This window comes from Caulobacter sp. X, from assembly GCF_002742635.1.
GTDB lineage: Bacteria > Pseudomonadota > Alphaproteobacteria > Caulobacterales > Caulobacteraceae > Caulobacter.
In genome coordinates this window covers 381,857-399,222 of the sequence record NZ_PEGF01000001.1, presented here as the reverse complement: position 1 = coordinate 399,222, position 17,366 = coordinate 381,857, and the positions used below count along the sequence as shown (strand labels likewise).

The window sequence follows — 17,366 nt, the reverse complement described above, 5'->3', positions numbered from 1 at the left end:
GGACGCCCACTTTTCGCGATCGAATGTCGAGCTTTCTTGCAATGTAACCCATTTCATGGAAGCCTCCAGGCAAGAATGATGGGTTCCATCCAGGGTTGGCGTCGCGTTGCGTAAGCATGCCGGCGCGGTCTGGCGAGCGGACCGCAAAGGGAGCGAACATGGCCAACCTAAATGGTCGAGCGCGTCGTAAGAACACCTACGACGCCATCGTGGTCGGCAGCGGGATCACCGGCGGCATCGCCGCCAAGGAACTCACGGAAAAGGGGCTCAAGGTTCTGGTGCTCGAGCGCGGACGCATGGTTCGTCACCTCGAGGACTATCCGACCGCCACCCTGGATCCCTGGCAGACGAAGTATCCGCAGGGGCAGCTCCCGCCTGACGAGCTGTCGGCCCGATATCCGGTGCAGCGCCGCACGGGCTATACCATGACGGAGTACACCCAGCACTTCTTCGTCCGCGACGATACCAATCCCTATACCGAGACTAACCGGTTCGACTGGATCCGCGGTTATCACGTCGGCGGCCGTTCGTTGACCTGGGGGCGTCAGAGCTATCGCCACAGCCCGATCGACTTTGAGGCCAACGCCCGCGAAGGCATCGCGGTCGATTGGCCGATCCGCTACGAGGATCTCGCGCCCTGGTACGACCACGTCGAGCGCTTCATCGGCGTCTCGGGGCAGGCCGAGGGCCTACCGCAGCTGCCGGACGGCGTCTACCAGCCGCCGATGGAGATGAACTGCGTCGAGAAAGCCTTCAAGACGCGCTCCGAGGCGCGCTTCCCGGAGCGGCGCATCACCATGGGCCGCACGGCCCACCTGACCGCGCCGACCGAGGAGCAGCTCAGCCTGGGCCGCACCAAGTGCCAGTACCGCAACATGTGCATCCGCGGCTGCCCATTCGGCGGCTACTACAGCTCGAACTCCGGCGGGCTGGTCGCGGCCGAGCGCACGGGCAACCTGGTGATCCGACCCAACTCGATCGTGACCGAGCTGATCTATGACGAGAAGGCTGGACGGGCCAGCGGTGTGCGGATTCTGGACGCGACCACCCGCAAGGACGAGGAGTTCTACGCCGACGTCGTGTTCCTCTGCGCCTCGGCGCTGAATTCGGCCTGGATCATGATGAACTCGACCAGCTCGCGGTTCCCCAACGGCTTCGGCAACGGCAGCGACCAGCTGGGCCGCAACGTGATGGACCACCACCTGGGCGTCGGCGCCAGCGGCGAGGCGCCCGAGTTCGCCGACATGTACTACTCTGGCCGCCGGCCCAACGGCATCTACGTGCCGCGCTTCCGCAACCTCGGCGACGCCGCGACCAAGCGGTCCGACTACCTGCGCGGTTTCGGTTACCAGGGCGGCGCCTCGCGACCCGGCTGGGAGCGCGACCTGAAGAAGGGCGGACGCGGCTTTGGCGCCGAGCGCAAGGCGGCCCTGACACAGCCTGGTCCCTGGAGCATGGGCCTGGGCGGTTTCGGCGAAATCCTCCCTTACGAGGACAACCGCGTCACCTTGAACCGCGACGTGAAGGACGAGTTCGGCCTTCCGACCCTGACCATGAACGTGACCATGCGCGAGAACGAGCTGGCCATGCGCAAGGACATGCAGAACGCTGCGGCCGAGATGCTGGAGGCGGCGGGCTTCAAGAACGTTCGCGGCTACGACGGCGGCTATGCGCCTGGTCTGGGCATCCACGAGATGGGCACAGCCCGCATGGGCCGCGATCCGAAGACCTCGGTGCTGAATGCCCACAATCAGGTCCACGAGTGCAAGAACGTCTATGTGACGGACGGCGCGGCCATGACTTCGGCGTCGTGCGTAAACCCGTCCCTGACCTATATGGCGCTAACGGCGCGGGCGGCCGACCATGCCGTGAAGGCTCGCAAGCGGGGAGATCTGTGATGCTGCACCGACGCGACGCTCTCAAGGGTCTGGCGCTCACGGTCGGGGCGGCGGCGACCGGCTGGGCCAGCCGCGCGGCCGCCGCGCCGACGCTCGGCTGGACGCCCACGGCCCTGACCAGCGACCAGGCGCGCCTGGTCGACGTAGTGGCTGAGTTGATCATTCCGACCACCGATACGCCCGGGGCGCGGCAGGCCGGCGTGCCGCAGTTCATCGACCGCGCCTTGGCCAACTATTGCGACAAGACCCAGAAGGACCTGCTGATCGGCGGCCTGACGCGGATGGACGCCGACGCCCGGGCATCGCATGGCGACGTCTTCGCGGCGCTGAAGCCCGAGCAACAGGTCGCGATGCTGACGGCGTATGACCAGGAGGCGGCGGTCGCGAAGGGGCAAAACCCCAGCCAGCCGCATTTCTTCGCGGCGTTGGAGGACTGGGTGACGATCGGCTACTTCACGTCCGAACCCGGCGCGACCATGGCCTTGAAGTACGATCCGGTGCCCGGCGCGTATCACGGCTGTATTCCCCTGGCGGAGGTCGGGCGGGCCTGGGCGACGCGCTAAGGTCAGAACCTGAACTGCGCGAACAGCACAGCGAGGCTCACCGCCTTACCGCCTAGCGCACGAACGGCGGGCCCTGCGTCCTGCCGCGCCAGTTGGCCTTGGAGCTTGAAGTTTCGGGTCGCCTGCCATGACGCGTCCAACTGCATGGCGTCGCCAACGTCCTTGGACTGGCCAGGACGTGCGGCGGCGAGCGGAGCTAGAGGCTGCAGGTAGATCGCGTCGTCGCCCGTCCATAGGCGATGCGCTGTATAGCTAGCCTCGAGGCTGACGGCTTTCGACGGCGTGACGCCAAGGCTGGCGCGCAGGGAGGCTAGATTGCCCCAGCTGAAGAGGCCCGTTTCGTTGAAATAGGCGCCCTTCGGGAACATCGGGTTGAAAGTGCCCAGGCGACCGTCCGTGGGGTTCCGATCGCCTGACCCGGCGTCCAATCGCAAGCCCAGACGCGGCTTCCAGGGCTGGTCCAGCGTAAAGCCTCCGCTTGCCGAGACGGCGAAGGCGCGGATGCGGCGGCCGGCGAAGCGGCCGCCTTGCGCGACGCCTTCGGCCTCATAGTCGAACTTGCCCTCGGTCCCCGCGAGTCTGGCCCCGAGGCTGGTCCTGCGCTCGTCGCCCGTCACCGTTCCGAAGCGCACGGCGTCGCGCTCGAGTCCGAGGGCGTAGAGGTCCAGCGTCTGGCGCGGCGACAGGCGCGTCGAGGCATACAGGCCGTAGAAGCGTTGCGTGCGGCTGCGCGTATCGTCGAAGGCGCCGGTCGAGATGACGACGGGCTGGAGGTAGAACGCGTCCAGTTTCAGCGGGCCCGCGGTGTGGGTGATCCGCGCGCCATCGAAGCTCTGGCGGATGTTCGGCGCCTCGCGCACTGCGACGAAGCGCTGTGTCGCGTTGAACTGCAGTTCCTGGCGCCCAAGGCGGAGGCGCCAGCCTGAAGCGGGCGTGACGTCGACGAACAGGACCTGAGCGTCGACACCATCGCGATCGGTGGCGCCGGGCTTGTCTTTCTTGCCGTAGTCCCGATGCACGCCAAGCTCGCCATAGACCCTTACAGCTTGCCCCAGGCGCAGGTCGCCGCTCAGCAGCAGTCGGCCCAGAGCGAAGGTGTCGGTCTGCGCGCCGCCAAGGCCGAAACGCGGCTTGTCGACGGCGTCCACGCGCAGGCGCGCTTCACCACCTAGGCTCAGATAGGCGTCGCCGCCCAGCGGGACGTAGCGCAGCGGATCGAGTCCGGTGCGGTCGGTCACGTTGCTTAGGTAGCCATAGTCCTCGTCGGACCGCACGAGCTTGAAGGCGGGCGACTCGGACGCTTGAGCGGCGCCGGCGCTCGCCTGCGCGACCAGCACGATAGGTGTGACCAGCTTCACGACCGTTCTCCGCGCAGGGCGTGCAGCACCGCCAGGATGCCGACCACGACGACGCCAAGGCCGAGGCTCCAAGGGCCAGCGAACAGCACGCCGAGCGCGCCGCCCACTGCGCCGAAGGCGAAGGCCAGAACAGGCGGCCAGGTCTTGCGGATTCGTGTCTTCAGAGCCTCGTCAGGCCGGCCTCGGGCCACCACTAGGTCGACGAGGTCGATCGCCATCTGCGTGACGTTCCCCGTCATCATGGTGGTGGGCGCCAGATGGGCGAACACCACGCGGGCCGCGACGTTCTGAACCGCCATGGCGACCACCCCGACCAAACCCGCCAACATGACACCAGGGGCGTTGGCGCCGGCGGCGGGCAGGGCGTGGGCGGTCAGCAACATGAAGACCAGCAGCAGGAGGGCCTGCAGCGCCAGCACCAGCACCTCGCACGGCTGTCCCCTGGCGTTGCGCCAACGGATCAGGGCGTAGGTGGCGGCTACGGTTCCGATGAACACGGGCAGGGCCAGCAACTTGGTCGCCAAGCCGCTGGCGTCGCCAGCCAAGCCGACGCCAAGCATGACGATGTTGCCGGTGGCATGGGCGACGAACAGGCCAAACAGCAGCACGAAGCCGATGACGTCGATATAGCCGCCGACGAAGGCCATGCTCATGCCGGTGACGCCGGCCAGGCGAACGGGACGGGGGGCGCTCACGCGGCGCGCTCCCGGCGATCAAGCAGCGCGACCAACGCGAAGCCGCCGATCAGACCAATGTGTTCGACGAAGGCGTTCATGGCCATGAAGCGGTCGTGCCCGGTAGGCATCGCCCAGAAGGCGTTGGCCTTGATCGCCGCCAACAGGGTGAAGGCGCCCAGCATGCCCGCGCCCAGCCACAGCCAGCGACGCGTCAGGATCAGCAGCGGTCCGACGATCTCGACGGCGATGGTCAGGACGGCCCAGAAGGCCGGCGGGCTCATGCCAAAATGGGCTTGTTCGGCCACCGCGCCGGGGAAGTCGGTCGCCTTCACGACCGCGCCCAGCAGGTAGGCGCTGACCAGGGCCAGACGAGCCATCAGCGCGGTCGGCGGCCAGTCGAGGATGGCGGCGACGACACTTGGGGTTTCTCGCGAACGGATCATTTCACACCGCCCAGCAGCCGCAGCCCATCACACCCCAGAAGGAGCGCGCATCAGCGGTCGGCGCTTCGCGGGCGTAAGCGGCCGCGTGATCGTGGCCGTGGACATTGCAGCTGCTGGCGCAGCCGCAGGCTGAGGCCAGGGCGCGCGCGTGGCTTCGAGAGCGGTCCTGATAGCCGCCGAACGTCCGCACGGGCGACCAGTCTGGCATCGGCGGCGGCAGCACCGGCGCCAGCTTGCCGAAGTCGCCTTCGCCGTGGACCACCTTGCCGCCCAACAGGGTCAGCACCGACGACAGGTGCGGGATCTCGTCCTCGGGCACGGTCAGGTAGTCGCTGCTGAGTACGGCCAGGTCGGCGAGCTGGCCGACGGCGATCTGGCCCTTCTTGCCTTCCTCGTTCGAGAACCAGGTGTTGGCGGTTGTCCAGAGACGAAGGGCTTCCTCGCGGTCGACGCGGTTGGCCGGCGGGTAGAGGCGCGTGCCGCCCACCGTCTTGCCGGTCACCAGCCAGTTCAGCGAGACCCAGGGATTGTAGCTGGCGACACGGGTCGCATCCGTGCCGGCCCCAACCGGAATCCCGGCCTTCAGCATCTTGCCGATCGGGGGCGTGGCCTCGGCGGCCTTGGCCCCGTAGCGCTCCATGAAGTACTCGCCTTGGAAGGCCATGCGGTGCTGCACGGCGATGCCGCCGCCCAGGGCCGCGATACGGTCGATGTTGCGGTCGCTGATCGTCTCGGCGTGGTCGAAGAACCAGTGCAGGCCCTCGAACGGCATGTCGCGGTTGACCTTCTCATAGACGTCGAGCGCCCGGCTTATCGTCTCGTCGTAGGTGGCGTGCAGGCGCCAGGGCCAGCGGTTCTCGACCAGGTGACGGATGACCGGCTCGAGGTCGCTTTCCATGTTGGCCGGCATCTCGGGGCGCTCGACCCGGAAGTCCTCGAAGTCGGCGGCGCTGTAGACCAGCATCTCGCCCGCGCCGTTGTGGCGATACTTGTCGTCGCCTTGGCCGGGCTTCACCTGCTTGGACCAGCTCTGGAAGTCGGAGAGCTCGGCTTTCGGCTTCTGGGTGAACAGGTTGTAGCTGATCCGCAGGGTCAGCTGGTCGTCGGCGTGCAGCTTCTCGATGATCTCGTAGTCGTCGGGATAGTTCTGGAAGCCGCCGCCGGCGTCGATCACGCCGGTTACGCCCAGACGGTTCATCTCGCGCATGAAGTGGCGGGTGGAGTTCAGCTGGTATTCGGGGGGAAGCTTCGGGCCCTTGGCCAGCGTCGCGTAGAGGATCGTCGCGTTCGGCTGGGCCAGCAGCAGGCCCGTCGGCTCGCCCGAGGCGTCGCGCTGGATCTCGCCGCCGGGCGGATTCGGCGTGTCCTTGGTGTAGCCGACGGCGCGCAGGGCGGCGCGGTTGAGCAGGGCGCGGTCATAAAGGTGCAGGATGAACACCGGCGTCTCGGGCGCGGCGGTGTTGATCTCGTCCAGGGTCGGTAGACGCTTTTCGACGAACTGATGCTCTGTGAAGCCGCCGACCACGCGCACCCACTGCGGCGGCGGGGTGTTGGCGGCCTGCTTCTTCAGCATGGCCATGGCGTCGGCCAGGGTCGGTACGCCGTCCCAGCGCAGCTCCATGTTGTAGTTCAGCCCGCCGCGGATGATGTGCATGTGGCTGTCGATCAGACCCGGGATCACCCGGCGGCCCTTCAGGTCGATGGCAGTGGGGTTGGCGCCGGCGGCGGCGCGGACCTCGCGCTCCTCGCCGACCGCGGCGAACTTGCAGTCCCGGATCAGAGCAGCGTCGGCGCGCGGATTGCTACGGTCGAGGGTCGTGAACTTGCCGTTGACGAGCAGCAGATCGGTTTGAGCGGACATGGGACCGGACCTCCGAGGATCGGCGAGAAAGGGATTAGGAAGCAGGGCCGCGCCCAAGGCCAGCGCTTGGCGGCGATTGACCGGCGTCATGCCTGGTCTTCGGGCGTCTTGGCGCCGGCGTGGGGGCCGAGCACGCGGCCGGCGCAATCAGGCGTTTTGAGATAGGCCGTGACCGGCGCCTTGGTCAGCAGACGCTTGGCGATGGGGACGGCCTGCTCGCCCAGAAGCATGCCGAGCAACCCCAGCAGGGCGATGGCGGGCGGAGCGGGGGAGCGCACGCCCATCAGCGAATAGAGGACGCCTACCAAGAGGCCGGCGCCGATAGATAGGAGATAGGGCTTCATCGCGACGCTCCGGACAGGGCGGGCGAGGCCCTTTGGCCTCGCCCGGAAGCGGTCAGTGGCCTTCCGACGCGCCGAACATGGTCTTGGCGTAGGTGACGCCCAGGCCGTAGGCCCCGCCGAACTTCTTGGCGACGCCCGTCGTCAGCTCGTAGGTCTCGGCGCGAGCCCAGTCGCGTTGCAGTTCGAGCAGATATTGCAGCGAGGTCATCGGCTGGGCGCCGGCTTGCACCATGCGGGTGACAGCGCGCTCGTGGGCCTCGTTGGAGACGTCGCCGCAGGCGTCGGTGATCACGAACACCTCGTAGCCTTGATCCAGCGCCGACAGCGCGGGGCCGACGATGCAGACCGAGGTCCAGAGGCCCGCCAGCACGATACGCGACTTGCCGATGGCGTTGACCTCGGCGATCACCGGGGCGTCTTCCCACGTGTTCATCGAGGTGCGGTCCAGCAGGGGCTTACCCGGAAACGGGTCGGTGACCTCCGTGAACATCGGGCCCGAGAAGCTCTTTTCGGCGACCGTCGTCAGGATGGTGGAGACGCCGAAGCCGGCGGCGGCGCTGGCGACCAGGGCGGCGTTGGTGCGCAGCAGACTGGCGTCGATCGACTTGGTGGCGAAGGCCATCTGCGACTGGAAGTCGATCATGATCAGGGTGTGATCCGTCGGGTTCAGGAGACGGGCGCCTGGGACGGCCTTGGCTTGCAGAGACATGATTTCGGTCCTTCTAGGTGTTTGGCGGACCGTGCCCCGGGCCGCCGTGTCGGTGTCTGATGAGGAGACTGTGCCGGCGCTCGCGGGGATCATAAATGGAAATGAACGAAACTCATCATTTCCGATTTTCGCCTCTTGGAGGCCGAAGACCCGCATCCAGGACGCGGGTCTCCAGTCGTCCGAAAAGGACGCCCTCGGGCGTTCGTACGGTGACGAGCCCCAGCACGCGCCAAGGTCCGCCGTTATGCGCGCAAGCATTGTCTACCGGCCGGGACGGGCCTGCCTGGCGCATGACGGCGATCCCAGTTCCTAGGCCTTGAAGAAGGCCAGCAGGTCGGCGTTGATGACGTCGGCCTGGGTGGTCGCCATGCCGTGCGGGAAACCGGGATAGGTGATCAGCTTGCCGTGCTTGAGCAGCTTGATGGCGAGACGGGCGCTGTCGTCGATCGGGACGACTTGGTCGTCTTCGCCGTGCAACACCAGAACCGGCACGTCGATCTTCTTCAGGTCCTCGGTGAAGTCAGTTTCCGAGAACGCCTTCACGCAATCATACAGCGGCTTGACGCCGGCCTGCATGCCCTGGCGCCACCAGTTGTCGATGACGCCTTCGGAGACTTTCGCGCCCGGACGGTTGAAGCCGTAGAACGGACCGGCGGCGACATCCCGGAAGAACTGGGCGCGGTTGAAGGCGGTGCCATTGCGGAAGCCATCGAAGACCTCCATCGGCAGGCCGCCCGGGTTGGCGGCGGTCTTCAGCATGATCGGCGTCACCGCGCCGACGAGAACGGCCTTGCCGACACGGCCGGGCTTAGCGCGGGCGACGTAATGGGCGACTTCGCCGCCGCCGGTCGAGTGGCCGACGTGGAAGGCGTTCTTCAGGTCGAGGTGATCGGTTAGGGCGATGACGTCGGCGGCGTAGGTGTCCATCTCGTTGCCGGTGTCGGTCTGGGTCGAACGGCCGTGACCGCGACGGTCGTGGGCGATGACGCGATAGCCCTTCAGCAGGAAGAACATCATCTGGTTGTCCCAGTCGTCGGCCGACAGCGGCCAGCCGTGGTGGAACACGATCGGCTGAGCGTCCTTGGGACCCCAGTCCTTGTAGTAGATCTGCACGCCGTCCTTGGTCGTGACGTAGCCGCTGCTCATGTCATGGGTTCCTTTGCCTTGGGTTGAGGACGCGGGCTTGGCCAGCGCCAGGGAAGCGGACGGCAGAGCCGCCAGGGTCGCCGCGCCCGCGCCAGCGACGAGGACGTGACGCCGCGTGGCGCCCACGTCTTTGGGGTCGTGATCAGTCATCTTTGTTCCCCGAAGGAGGTTCAGACTTGGATGGAGAGCGCCGCGGCGATCAGGGCCACACGACACGCAAGCGATGTCGGAGGTCTTGTCGGCATTGGTCGTTATCGCAGCCAAACGTCCCGCGCTGGGGCGGCTGCGTAAACCTCAAGCGGGCTAGGCGGCGATGACACCGATGGGCGTCGGATCGTCACCAGAATTGCTCGCGTGACGTTGATCGCCACCAAAAGGGTGGGCCGGGCCTAGCTCGGCCGATATTGAACGACGAGAGCGGCGGCGCTTAGGCAGGCTACCTGGGATAGAAGGCGCGCATGGCGAACGGGTCTGTAAGGATTGGCTGGTGGGCGGCCCTCTTGGTCGCTCTGGCGTTGACGTCGCCGGCTCGGGCGCTGGATCCGCAGCGCGCGATCGCGCAGTACAAGCACACGCGTTGGACGGTCGAGGATGGCGCGCCCGCCGCGATCGAGGATCTCGCCCAGACGCCTGACGGTTACCTGTGGCTGGGCACCCCGCTCGGCCTATACCGGTTCGACGGGGTGACCTTCGAGCCGGTACGTCCGCCCCGCCCGAAGACCTACACCCTCAATGACCGTGTCGTCCGACTGATGGTCACCCGCAACGGCGCGCTGTGGGTCGGCTATGAGAGGGGCGGGATCGCCGTCCTTGAAAAGGGCCAGATAAGGCTCCTCTACGACGCCAGGATTTTTCATTCCGTGGTTTATTCGCTGGCCGAGGGCCGGGACGGCGCGATCTGGGCGACCACCTCGAATCCCAAGGCCAAGCTGGTCCGGTTCTCCAACGGCGCCTGGCAGATCCTGGACGCCCTGATCGACATTCCGGGCGAGGTCGAATGGGTGTTCGTCGCGCGCGATGGCGCGGTGTGGATCAGCGGTTCGGGTCGCCTGGCGCGCATGCGTCCCGGCGAGCCACGCTTCTCCACCGTCCAGTCCGGCTTCATCCAGGAGGTAGCGCTGGCGCAGGACGGGCAGGGGCGCCTTTGGGCGGCGGACGCTCGGGGGGTAAGGGTCGTCGAGGGGCAGGGCGCTGGGCAGATCGCCTACCCGACGCTGACAACCAGCCGTCAGACGCGGATCTTCTTCGATCGGGACAACAGCCTCTGGGGCGCTCGGCATCCTGACGGCGTCTTCCGAATCCGACCAGGAGAGGACGCCACGGCGTCGCCCCGGGTCGAGTCGTTCTCGGCCCAGCAGGGGCTAAGCTCCGACATGGCCTACAGAGCGCTCGAGGATCGCGAAGGCAATATCTGGGTGGCCACCGTCGGCGGCCTGGATCGTTTCCGCCCCGCCGCCATCGCGCCGGAGAGCGTGGTTCCGACCAGTTCGGCGTATGGCTACGGCGTCTTCGCGACCACGGCCGGGGTTGCCTATGTCTACGACAGCGACACCCTGTACAGAGCTTTGCCTGGTCAGCCGATGAAGCCGCTGATCCGGCGCCTCGGCCCGTTCACCGCCATGTGCGACGCGCCGGGCGGCGGCCTCTGGATGGGGCTGGGAACCGAGGTCTTGCGCGTTGACGGCGACAAGGTCACCCGCCTGCCGCCGCCGCCCTTCCCGCATGTGCAAGTCACCGCCTGCGCGGTTGACGCTCAGGGCGCTTTCTGGGGCGCGGGCTTCATGGGCGGCCTCGTGAAATGGGACGGGCGTCAGTGGACGCACGCCATGCCAGAACAGCTGGGTCGGGCCGTCACCGCCCTGATCGCAGACTCCCGAGGCCGCATCGTGGCCGACGGCGGTCGCGGCGCGGTGCTCATCGATGGCGCGACCATCACACCGATCAAGACCCAGCCGCGTTCTCAACGGGGCGGCACGATGCCGATGGCCAATGGACCGCTCGGCGTCATCTCCGGCAGCGATTTTGGCCTTACCCGCTTTCGCGACACGGGATCGCAATTCATCTCCCGCGACCGTTTTCCATTCATCGGGCTCAGCCACGGATTGGCTCAAACGGCCACCGAGACGTGGCTGCTCGGCGCGGCCGGTCTCGTGAGAATGCGCAACGCCGATCTCGAACGCGCCTTCGAAGATCCCAAGGCCGACCTTCCCGCGCGTATCTACGATCTCAAGGACGGCCTGCCCGCTCCGGCGTCCTACAAGTACCGGGCGGATCTGGCGGTCGGCGGCGACGGTCGAGTGTGGATGGCGACGACCGCCGGAATCGCGTCGCTGGATCCCGCCAGGTTGCCCTTCAACACGGTGGCTCCGCCCGTCTCAATCAAAAGCGTCGTGGTGGATGGCAAGCGCGCGGCGGACGGACCGGTCATCCGTCTGGCGAAAGGCGCGCGCTCGATCCAGATCGACTATGCGGGTCTCAGCCTGGCGACGCCCGAGCGCGTACGCTTCCGCTATCGGCTCGAGGGCGTCGACGAAGACTGGGTCGAGGCCGGAAGCCGTCGACAGGCCTTCTACGCGAACCTCAGGCCGGGAACCTATGTGTTCCGCGTGCGCGCGGCCAATGCGGATGGGGTCTGGAACGAGGATGGCGCCAGCGTGACGTTGGAACTTCCGCCGACGCTTTGGCAGAACCGGCTGTTCCAATTGCTCTGCGTCGCCTTGGCGCTCGCCTTGCTGGCGCTGGCCTTCCAGTGGCGGATGGGGCGGTTGAGCGAGCGTCTGCAGGCTAGTCTGCGCGAACGCATCGCTGAGCGGGAGCGGATCGCCCGAGAGCTTCACGACACGCTTCTGCAAGGGGTCCAGGGACTGATCCTCACCTTCCAGTCGGCGGCCCGCCAGGTGCCGACGGACCTGCCCGCTCGCGACCAGTTGGAGCGTGCGCTGGACCGGGCCGAGGCCGTGGTCGTCGAGGCGCGAGATCGCGTGCGCAGCCTGCGCGTGTCGGTCGGCGGGGATCTGGTCACCACTCTGCGCGACGTCGCCGAGTCGATGCGCTCGGAGGGGGCGGCCGAGGTCGTGACGACAACGATCGGCCGTCCCATCGATCTGCATCCTCTGGTCGCTGACGAGGTTGAACGCATCGTCGTCGAGGCCCTGTTCAACGCTCACCGCCACGCGCGCGCCTCACGGATCGACGTGATCGTCACGTTCGAGCGCAAGCGCTTGCGCATCAACGTTCGCGACAACGGCGTGGGTATCGAGCCCGCGGTCCTTGAGGTCGGCGGACGCGACGGGCACTTTGGCTTGGCGGGCATGCGCGAGCGCGCGCGTAAGATCCGGGCCAGCTTGACCATCCACAGCCGGCCCGGCGAGGGCGCGGACGTGGAACTGGTCGTTCCGGGCGCCGTGGCCTATGCCCGTCGACGGATCGCGTGGCCGCGATGGCTGGCGGGGCCTCGCGACGGGAAAGACGGGGAAGGCGCGGAATGAGCGACGCCATATCGGTGCTGATCGTCGATGATCATCCGCTCCTGCGCGAAGGCGTGACGGCCGTGCTTGAGGCCGAGCCGGACATTCGGGTCGTGGGCGAGGCCGCCGACGGGCTGGACGCGATCGCTCAGTTCAAAAACCTACGGCCCGACCTCGTGCTGATGGACCTGCAGATGCCGGGCGTCGACGGCGTCGAGGCGATCAGCGCGATCCGCGCGATCGCTCCGGATGCGCGGATCATTGTCCTGACGACCTACGCTGGCGATGTGAGGGCCTTGAGCGCCCTCAGGGCCGGCGCCAGCGGTTACCTGCTCAAGAGCAGCTTAAGAAGAGAGCTTATCGACACTATCCGCGCGGTCTTGGGCGGGCAGCGCTGTCTCCACCCCGAGGTCGCGCACGACATCGCCGTCAACGCCATCGCCGAACCTCTCAGCGATCGCGAAATCGACGTGCTCCGGCGCGTCGCGCAGGGCGCGGCCAATAAGCAAATCGCCCGCGCCTTGGCGCTGTCCGAGGACACGGTGAAAGGCCATATGCGGAGCATCTTTAGCAAGCTGGACGTCACGGATCGCACACAGGCGGTCACGGTCGCCTATCGCCGTGGGATCATCGCTCTTTAGGCGCCGGGTATCCTTCGGCGAAGTATTGCCGGGCCTGCTCCAGAAGCGCGTTGGCAAGACGTCCCGGCGGGGCCAGGGCCGATGTCATGAAGGCGTAGTCGTGCAGGATCTGGGGGCGGAAGACCCGCACCGCCATCCCCGGCTTGAGATAGTTGGTCGCCAAGAGCGCGTTGACGATCGCCACGCCCAGTCCGGCGGCGGCGAAGGCGCAGGCGGATCCGACGGTGTGGGTCTCCAGCTTCACTTCCGGACGCACGCCGCAGTCGCGGAAGGCGTCGTCGATCTGCCGACGGGTTCGCGTGCCATAGCCGAGCAGAACCAGCGGTTCGCCCCTTAGAAGCTGAGGCGTCAATTCCGGGTGGGCCTTCAAGGGGTGAGTCTCCGGCAGGACACACACCGTCTCGCTGGAGGACAGCAGGACCGTGGAGATATCCGAGCGATCCATCGGCAGCTTCACGAAGCCGCAGTCGGCGGTGCGATTTGCGACCATCGTCCGAGCCGTCTCGGTGCTCCGCGAGTCGATCGAAACGCGCACATTAGGAAACCGCGCCATGAAACGGCTGAGAATGCTGGGAAGCACGCCCTCCGACAGGCTGGGCGGCGCGACGATCTTCAGAGCGCCCGTGTTGAATGATGCGAGGTCCCGCACCAGGGTGTCGACGCGCTCAAGCCCGCCGAACGCCAGGTCGATCTCCTCATAGACGATCAGGGCCTCCGGCGTCGGCGCTAGGCGACCCTTCTCGCGGTAGAAGAGATCGAAGCCGGCATCCTGCTCCAACTGGGCGATCAGGCGGCTGACAGCGGGTTGGCTCAGACCCATGCGCGCGGCGGCGGCGGTCGCCGAGCCGCTCAGCATGGTCTCCCGGAAGGCTTCCAGACTCCGCAGGTTGAGCTTCATCGCCTGTCCGCTGAACGACTAAGACACAAGGATCGGCAAGAGCACCCGCGAGGGGCGCGCCGCGTCCATATAGACCCGATTTGTCGCCACTCGGGGAGATCGGCCGTAACCCTCCGGCTCTCCTGAGTTCGGATTGACGTCAAAATGGGGGAAATTGCTCGAGGAGATGTCGAGCCTGATCCTGTGACCTTTCACGAAGCGGTTGGCGGTCGGAAAGGCGTCGATCGTGATCGCGTAGACTTCGCCTGGCTCCAGCCGGGTCTCGTGCTCGAAGCTCTCGCGATACCGGACGCGCAACACTCCGTGACAGAGATTCATCGCATAGCCGTCGGGATAGTCGTCCGATGGCGGATGGACATCGATCAGCTTGACCATGAAATCCGTGTCGACACAGTCCGACGCGATGTGAAGGTCCACCTTGATCGAACCGACGACGACGATGTCCTGCTCAAGCGGCGAGGTCTGGAACACCAGTACGTTGTCCCGCGCGCCAAGAGCGCGATAGGGCGGCTCGCAACCAAATACGCCCGGGGCCTCGCGCTGGTCAAACGCGCCGGCTTCCATCACGGGCGCGCCCGAGGCGATGGCGCCGCCGATGGTGGGCACGGGCCGGCCGGGATCATGGATGTATTCCCGGAACGCCGACGCCGCGCTGGGCGCTTGCCTCGTCAGAGCGCCATCGGCCTGGAAGAACCAGTCCGTGACGGCGACGTCCGCTGGCGGCCACGCCGCCGCGTCCATCCAGGCGCCGCCATGATCGAGACGACCGTCGGCGGTCTTGCGTCCCGAGCCGCCGCCCATGACGAATAGCTTGACCGGCGGAAGGGGATCGTGACTGGCGGGTGTCTTCATCCAGGCGTCGAACCACGCCAGGCGCAGGGCGACGTAGTCTTCGGCGAGCGCGCCGTCCAAGGGGGCCGCGGGTCCGAAATCGACGTCGCCGGCGTAGGTGACCGAGCGTTGACCGTGGGTCCAGGGGCCCAGGATCAGCTTAACCGGGGAGTGCTTGCGCGTGGACAGCCCCAGAAAGTTCTCGATCGCCGTCACCGAATAGGGATCGAACCAACTGCTCATGTGGACGACCGGCACGTCGGAATAGGCGTCATAGGAGCCGCGCGCATAGATGCCATTCTGCTTCCAGTACGGTCCGAAGAGGCCGTTGCGCCATTGGTCCAGCAGATAGGCCTCGTACTCCGGCGCGGCGGAAAGCGGTGAATGGCCTTCCGTCCATGGCATGGCCTTGAACCAAGTTTCCAGGTCCTGCGCCTCCAGCGCGGCGCGGCGCGCTGGGTCGGCCTGAGTGGCGGGGCTGAGCAGGGCGTGCTTGTAGGCCCAGGTCGCCTGCTTCAGCTCGAACGCGCCGCCTTGGCGGATGCCGGAATGATAGGCGCTGGAGAAGCCGCCGGAATCGAGGAACATCGCCGCCAGTCCCGGCGGATCCAGGCAGGCGAGGGCGCTTTGCACATGCGCGCCGTACGACAGGCCCAGCGTCCCGACCTTGCCATCGCACCAAGGGCGGCGGATCAGCCAGTCGATCGTGTCGAAGCCGTCCTTTCCCTCGTTGAGGTACTTCTCGAAGACACCTTCGGACGCGTAGCGGCCTCGGCAATCTTGCAGCGCCACCACATAGCCGCCGCGCACGAAATCGACGGCCAGCTCAGGTTTCGACCTCGGCGTGGGATCATCGCGGGTTCGATCGCCGTGGTTCACACCGGTCTTGTCATAGGGCGTCCGCTCCAGCAGGACGGGGCGCGGCGTCTCGATCGGTCTGCCATTGATGGCGGGGCGATAGATGTCGGTCGCGAGGCGAACCCCATCGCGCATGGCGACCATGACGTTTCGGGTGACGTGGACATCCGGCGGCGGAATGAAGGGCCGGTCCCGTCGTTGATCGCCGTTGCTCATAGGCGCACGCTCGCCAGGGCCAGAATGGCCACCGCCAGAACCAACAGGATCGCGAGCAAGGGCGCGACGAAACGCACCCATTCGCCGTAGCCGACCTTGGACGTCGCCAGATAGGCCAGCAGCATCCCCGAGGTGGGCGTGATCATGTTCATCAGGCCGCTGCCCATCAGGAAGGCGATGATCAGCGTCTGTCCTCCGAGGCCTGACGCCTGGGCGATCGGGGCGAGGATCGGGATGGACAAGGTCGCCTTGCCCGAAACGCTGGGGATCGCCACGTCCAGCGCCATCTCGATCACCATTAGCGCGTTGGCGACGACAGGCGCGGCGTGACCCGAGGCCAGGCTGGTGGCGTTGGCAATGATCGTGTCCAGCACCTGGCTGTCGCGCAGCATTATCTCGACCGCGGCGGCCAGGCCGATCAGGAGGCCCGCCAGCGTCATCGACTTCATGCCTTCGACGAACAGGTCGGCCGTCTGGGCGGGCTTCAGATCGCCGACCACAGCGATCAGAACCGTCAGGGCGACGTAGAAGGCGGCGAGTTGCGGATTGCCCCAGTCCCAGACCTGAGCGCCGATCACCAGAGCTACGCACCCGGCGAGCAGGCAGAACAATACGGCGGTTTGGCGTGGAGTCAGCCGCGCGGCCGGCAGGTGTTCGGCCGTCGCCTTGATGTCCTTTGGCGCGACCCGCCGCAGGTACAGCAGCACGAAGGCGACGCCGACGCTGAGGAAGAGCGCGAAGACCCCGAGGCGCGGCGCCATGCCGCTGAACACCGGCAGACCCGCCAGCGGTTGGGCCACGCCGAGGGCCACGGGATTGGTGACCGAGGCGATGTAGCCGACCTTGGCCGCGACGCCGACAACCGCCATGGCGAAGAGGTTGGGCAAGCCCATGCGCTGGGCGATCACCAGCACGATCGGGATGATGACCAGATATTCGGATATGAACCCCAGGAAGGTGCTGCCAAGCGCGATGGTCAGCATCAGCACGGGCGTCAGGACGTAGAGATTGCCGGCGGTCGCGTGGAGCAGCCGGTCTATGCCGGCGTCGATCGCGCCCGTCGCGCGCATGACGGCGAACATGCCGCCGACGAACATCACCATGAAAATCAGCGGGGCGGTCTTGATCAAGCCCGCCGGGATCACGCTAACCAGCGAGACCAGGCTCGCGGCGCGGGCGGGTTTGTCCTTGCTGGACGGCGGGGCGAGCGCGAAAAGCGCCGCGGGGCCAGAGACCTTGTCGACGACGTGATAGCTGCCGGGCACGACCAGCTTGCCCAGGCGCTTGAATTGCCCGGCCGGGATCAGATGGGTCAGCAGGGCGGCGGCCAGAAGGACCCAGATCATGACCAGCGTGGGGTGCAGGCGCATGCTGGCGGGGCGGGCATGGGTGTCGGTGGAATGGCTCATTGCGTCCTGCCAGGAAAATGGGGCGAGGCGGCCGAGGGATGGGAGCC

Annotated in this window: 14 protein-coding genes; 4 read left to right on the top strand and 10 right to left on the bottom strand. The window is 66.8% G+C overall.

What is annotated here, in order from left to right:
- Nucleotides 1-158: 158 nt before the first annotated feature.
- Entirely contained in the window at nucleotides 159-1,898 is a 1,740-nt protein-coding gene (locus tag CSW60_RS01655) for a GMC family oxidoreductase (RefSeq protein ID WP_099535589.1), read from the top strand.
- A complete protein-coding gene (locus tag CSW60_RS01650; RefSeq protein WP_099535587.1) occupies nucleotides 1,898-2,461 on the top strand; it encodes a gluconate 2-dehydrogenase subunit 3 family protein in 564 nt (187 codons plus the stop codon). The genes CSW60_RS01655 and CSW60_RS01650 overlap by 1 nt, the downstream gene beginning before the upstream one ends.
- A gap of 2 nt (nucleotides 2,462-2,463) precedes the next feature.
- Here CSW60_RS01650 and CSW60_RS01645 read toward each other — a convergent pair whose 3' ends face one another.
- From CSW60_RS01645 to CSW60_RS01615, 7 genes are all read right to left on the bottom strand, one after another.
- Entirely contained in the window at nucleotides 2,464-3,819 is a 1,356-nt protein-coding gene (locus CSW60_RS01645; protein WP_236634201.1) for an alginate export family protein, read from the bottom strand.
- Nucleotides 3,816-4,514: a YoaK family protein gene (locus CSW60_RS01640; protein ID WP_236634200.1), complete on the bottom strand. Its 699-nt coding sequence runs from the start codon at nucleotides 4,512-4,514 to the stop codon at nucleotides 3,816-3,818. Before CSW60_RS01640 ends, CSW60_RS01645 begins: the two co-directional genes overlap by 4 nt.
- Entirely contained in the window at nucleotides 4,511-4,939 is a 429-nt protein-coding gene (locus tag CSW60_RS01635; protein ID WP_099535585.1) for a DoxX family protein, read from the bottom strand. Before CSW60_RS01635 ends, CSW60_RS01640 begins: the two co-directional genes overlap by 4 nt.
- A 1-nt stretch (nucleotide 4,940) precedes the next feature.
- Nucleotides 4,941-6,800: an amidohydrolase gene (locus tag CSW60_RS01630; protein ID WP_099537518.1), complete on the bottom strand. Its 1,860-nt coding sequence runs from the start codon at nucleotides 6,798-6,800 to the stop codon at nucleotides 4,941-4,943.
- 86 nt (nucleotides 6,801-6,886) lie between these two features.
- Nucleotides 6,887-7,144 (bottom strand): DUF1427 family protein, encoded by a 258-nt coding sequence (locus CSW60_RS01625; protein WP_099535583.1) that lies wholly within the window; start codon nucleotides 7,142-7,144, stop codon nucleotides 6,887-6,889.
- Nucleotides 7,145-7,196: 52 nt separating this feature from the next.
- On the bottom strand, nucleotides 7,197-7,853 hold the full coding sequence (locus CSW60_RS01620) for a hydrolase (RefSeq protein WP_099535581.1): 657 nt from the start codon (nucleotides 7,851-7,853) through the stop codon (nucleotides 7,197-7,199).
- Nucleotides 7,854-8,162: 309 nt separating this feature from the next.
- Nucleotides 8,163-8,999: an alpha/beta fold hydrolase gene (locus CSW60_RS01615; protein ID WP_201723023.1), complete on the bottom strand. Its 837-nt coding sequence runs from the start codon at nucleotides 8,997-8,999 to the stop codon at nucleotides 8,163-8,165.
- A 458-nt stretch (nucleotides 9,000-9,457) separates the two neighbouring features.
- On the opposite strand from CSW60_RS01615, the gene CSW60_RS01610 reads away from it, so the two are divergent.
- Together CSW60_RS01610 and CSW60_RS01605 are read left to right on the top strand one after the other, a co-directional pair.
- Nucleotides 9,458-12,487: a sensor histidine kinase gene (locus CSW60_RS01610; RefSeq protein ID WP_099535577.1), complete on the top strand. Its 3,030-nt coding sequence runs from the start codon at nucleotides 9,458-9,460 to the stop codon at nucleotides 12,485-12,487.
- The gene (locus CSW60_RS01605) at nucleotides 12,484-13,107 is read left to right on the top strand and encodes a response regulator transcription factor (protein ID WP_099535575.1); all 624 of its coding nucleotides are present in this window, start codon (nucleotides 12,484-12,486) and stop codon (nucleotides 13,105-13,107) included. The genes CSW60_RS01610 and CSW60_RS01605 overlap by 4 nt, the downstream gene beginning before the upstream one ends.
- Here the strand turns inward: CSW60_RS01605 and CSW60_RS01600 are convergent.
- From CSW60_RS01600 to CSW60_RS01590, 3 genes are read right to left on the bottom strand one after another with little or no spacing between them, the layout of a single operon-like run.
- A complete protein-coding gene (locus tag CSW60_RS01600; protein WP_099535573.1) occupies nucleotides 13,094-14,005 on the bottom strand; it encodes a LysR family transcriptional regulator in 912 nt (303 codons plus the stop codon). The genes CSW60_RS01605 and CSW60_RS01600 overlap by 14 nt on opposite strands.
- Nucleotides 14,006-14,023: 18 nt before the next feature.
- On the bottom strand, nucleotides 14,024-15,910 hold the full coding sequence (locus CSW60_RS01595; protein WP_099535571.1) for a CocE/NonD family hydrolase: 1,887 nt from the start codon (nucleotides 15,908-15,910) through the stop codon (nucleotides 14,024-14,026).
- On the bottom strand, nucleotides 15,907-17,319 hold the full coding sequence (locus CSW60_RS01590) for an SLC13 family permease (RefSeq protein WP_099535569.1): 1,413 nt from the start codon (nucleotides 17,317-17,319) through the stop codon (nucleotides 15,907-15,909). Before CSW60_RS01590 ends, CSW60_RS01595 begins: the two co-directional genes overlap by 4 nt.
- Nucleotides 17,320-17,366 lie beyond the last annotated feature (47 nt).

Bases quoted from the DNA above. Each gene is read 5' to 3' on its own strand.
- CSW60_RS01615 (WP_201723023.1), bottom strand. From the start codon at position 8,999: ATGAGCAGCGGCTACGTCACGACCAAGGACGGCGTGCAGATCTACTAC.
- CSW60_RS01625 (WP_099535583.1), bottom strand. From the start codon at position 7,144: ATGAAGCCCTATCTCCTATCTATCGGCGCCGGCCTCTTGGTAGGCGTC.
- CSW60_RS01595 (WP_099535571.1), bottom strand. From the start codon at position 15,910: ATGAGCAACGGCGATCAACGACGGGACCGGCCCTTCATTCCGCCGCCG.
- CSW60_RS01630 (WP_099537518.1), bottom strand. From the start codon at position 6,800: ATGTCCGCTCAAACCGATCTGCTGCTCGTCAACGGCAAGTTCACGACC.
- CSW60_RS01635 (WP_099535585.1), bottom strand. From the start codon at position 4,939: ATGATCCGTTCGCGAGAAACCCCAAGTGTCGTCGCCGCCATCCTCGAC.
- CSW60_RS01605 (WP_099535575.1), top strand. From the start codon at position 12,484: ATGAGCGACGCCATATCGGTGCTGATCGTCGATGATCATCCGCTCCTG.
- CSW60_RS01610 (WP_099535577.1), top strand. From the start codon at position 9,458: ATGGCGAACGGGTCTGTAAGGATTGGCTGGTGGGCGGCCCTCTTGGTC.
- CSW60_RS01655 (WP_099535589.1), top strand. From the start codon at position 159: ATGGCCAACCTAAATGGTCGAGCGCGTCGTAAGAACACCTACGACGCC.
- CSW60_RS01600 (WP_099535573.1), bottom strand. From the start codon at position 14,005: ATGAAGCTCAACCTGCGGAGTCTGGAAGCCTTCCGGGAGACCATGCTG.
- CSW60_RS01650 (WP_099535587.1), top strand. From the start codon at position 1,898: ATGCTGCACCGACGCGACGCTCTCAAGGGTCTGGCGCTCACGGTCGGG.
- CSW60_RS01590 (WP_099535569.1), bottom strand. From the start codon at position 17,319: ATGAGCCATTCCACCGACACCCATGCCCGCCCCGCCAGCATGCGCCTG.
- CSW60_RS01620 (WP_099535581.1), bottom strand. From the start codon at position 7,853: ATGTCTCTGCAAGCCAAGGCCGTCCCAGGCGCCCGTCTCCTGAACCCG.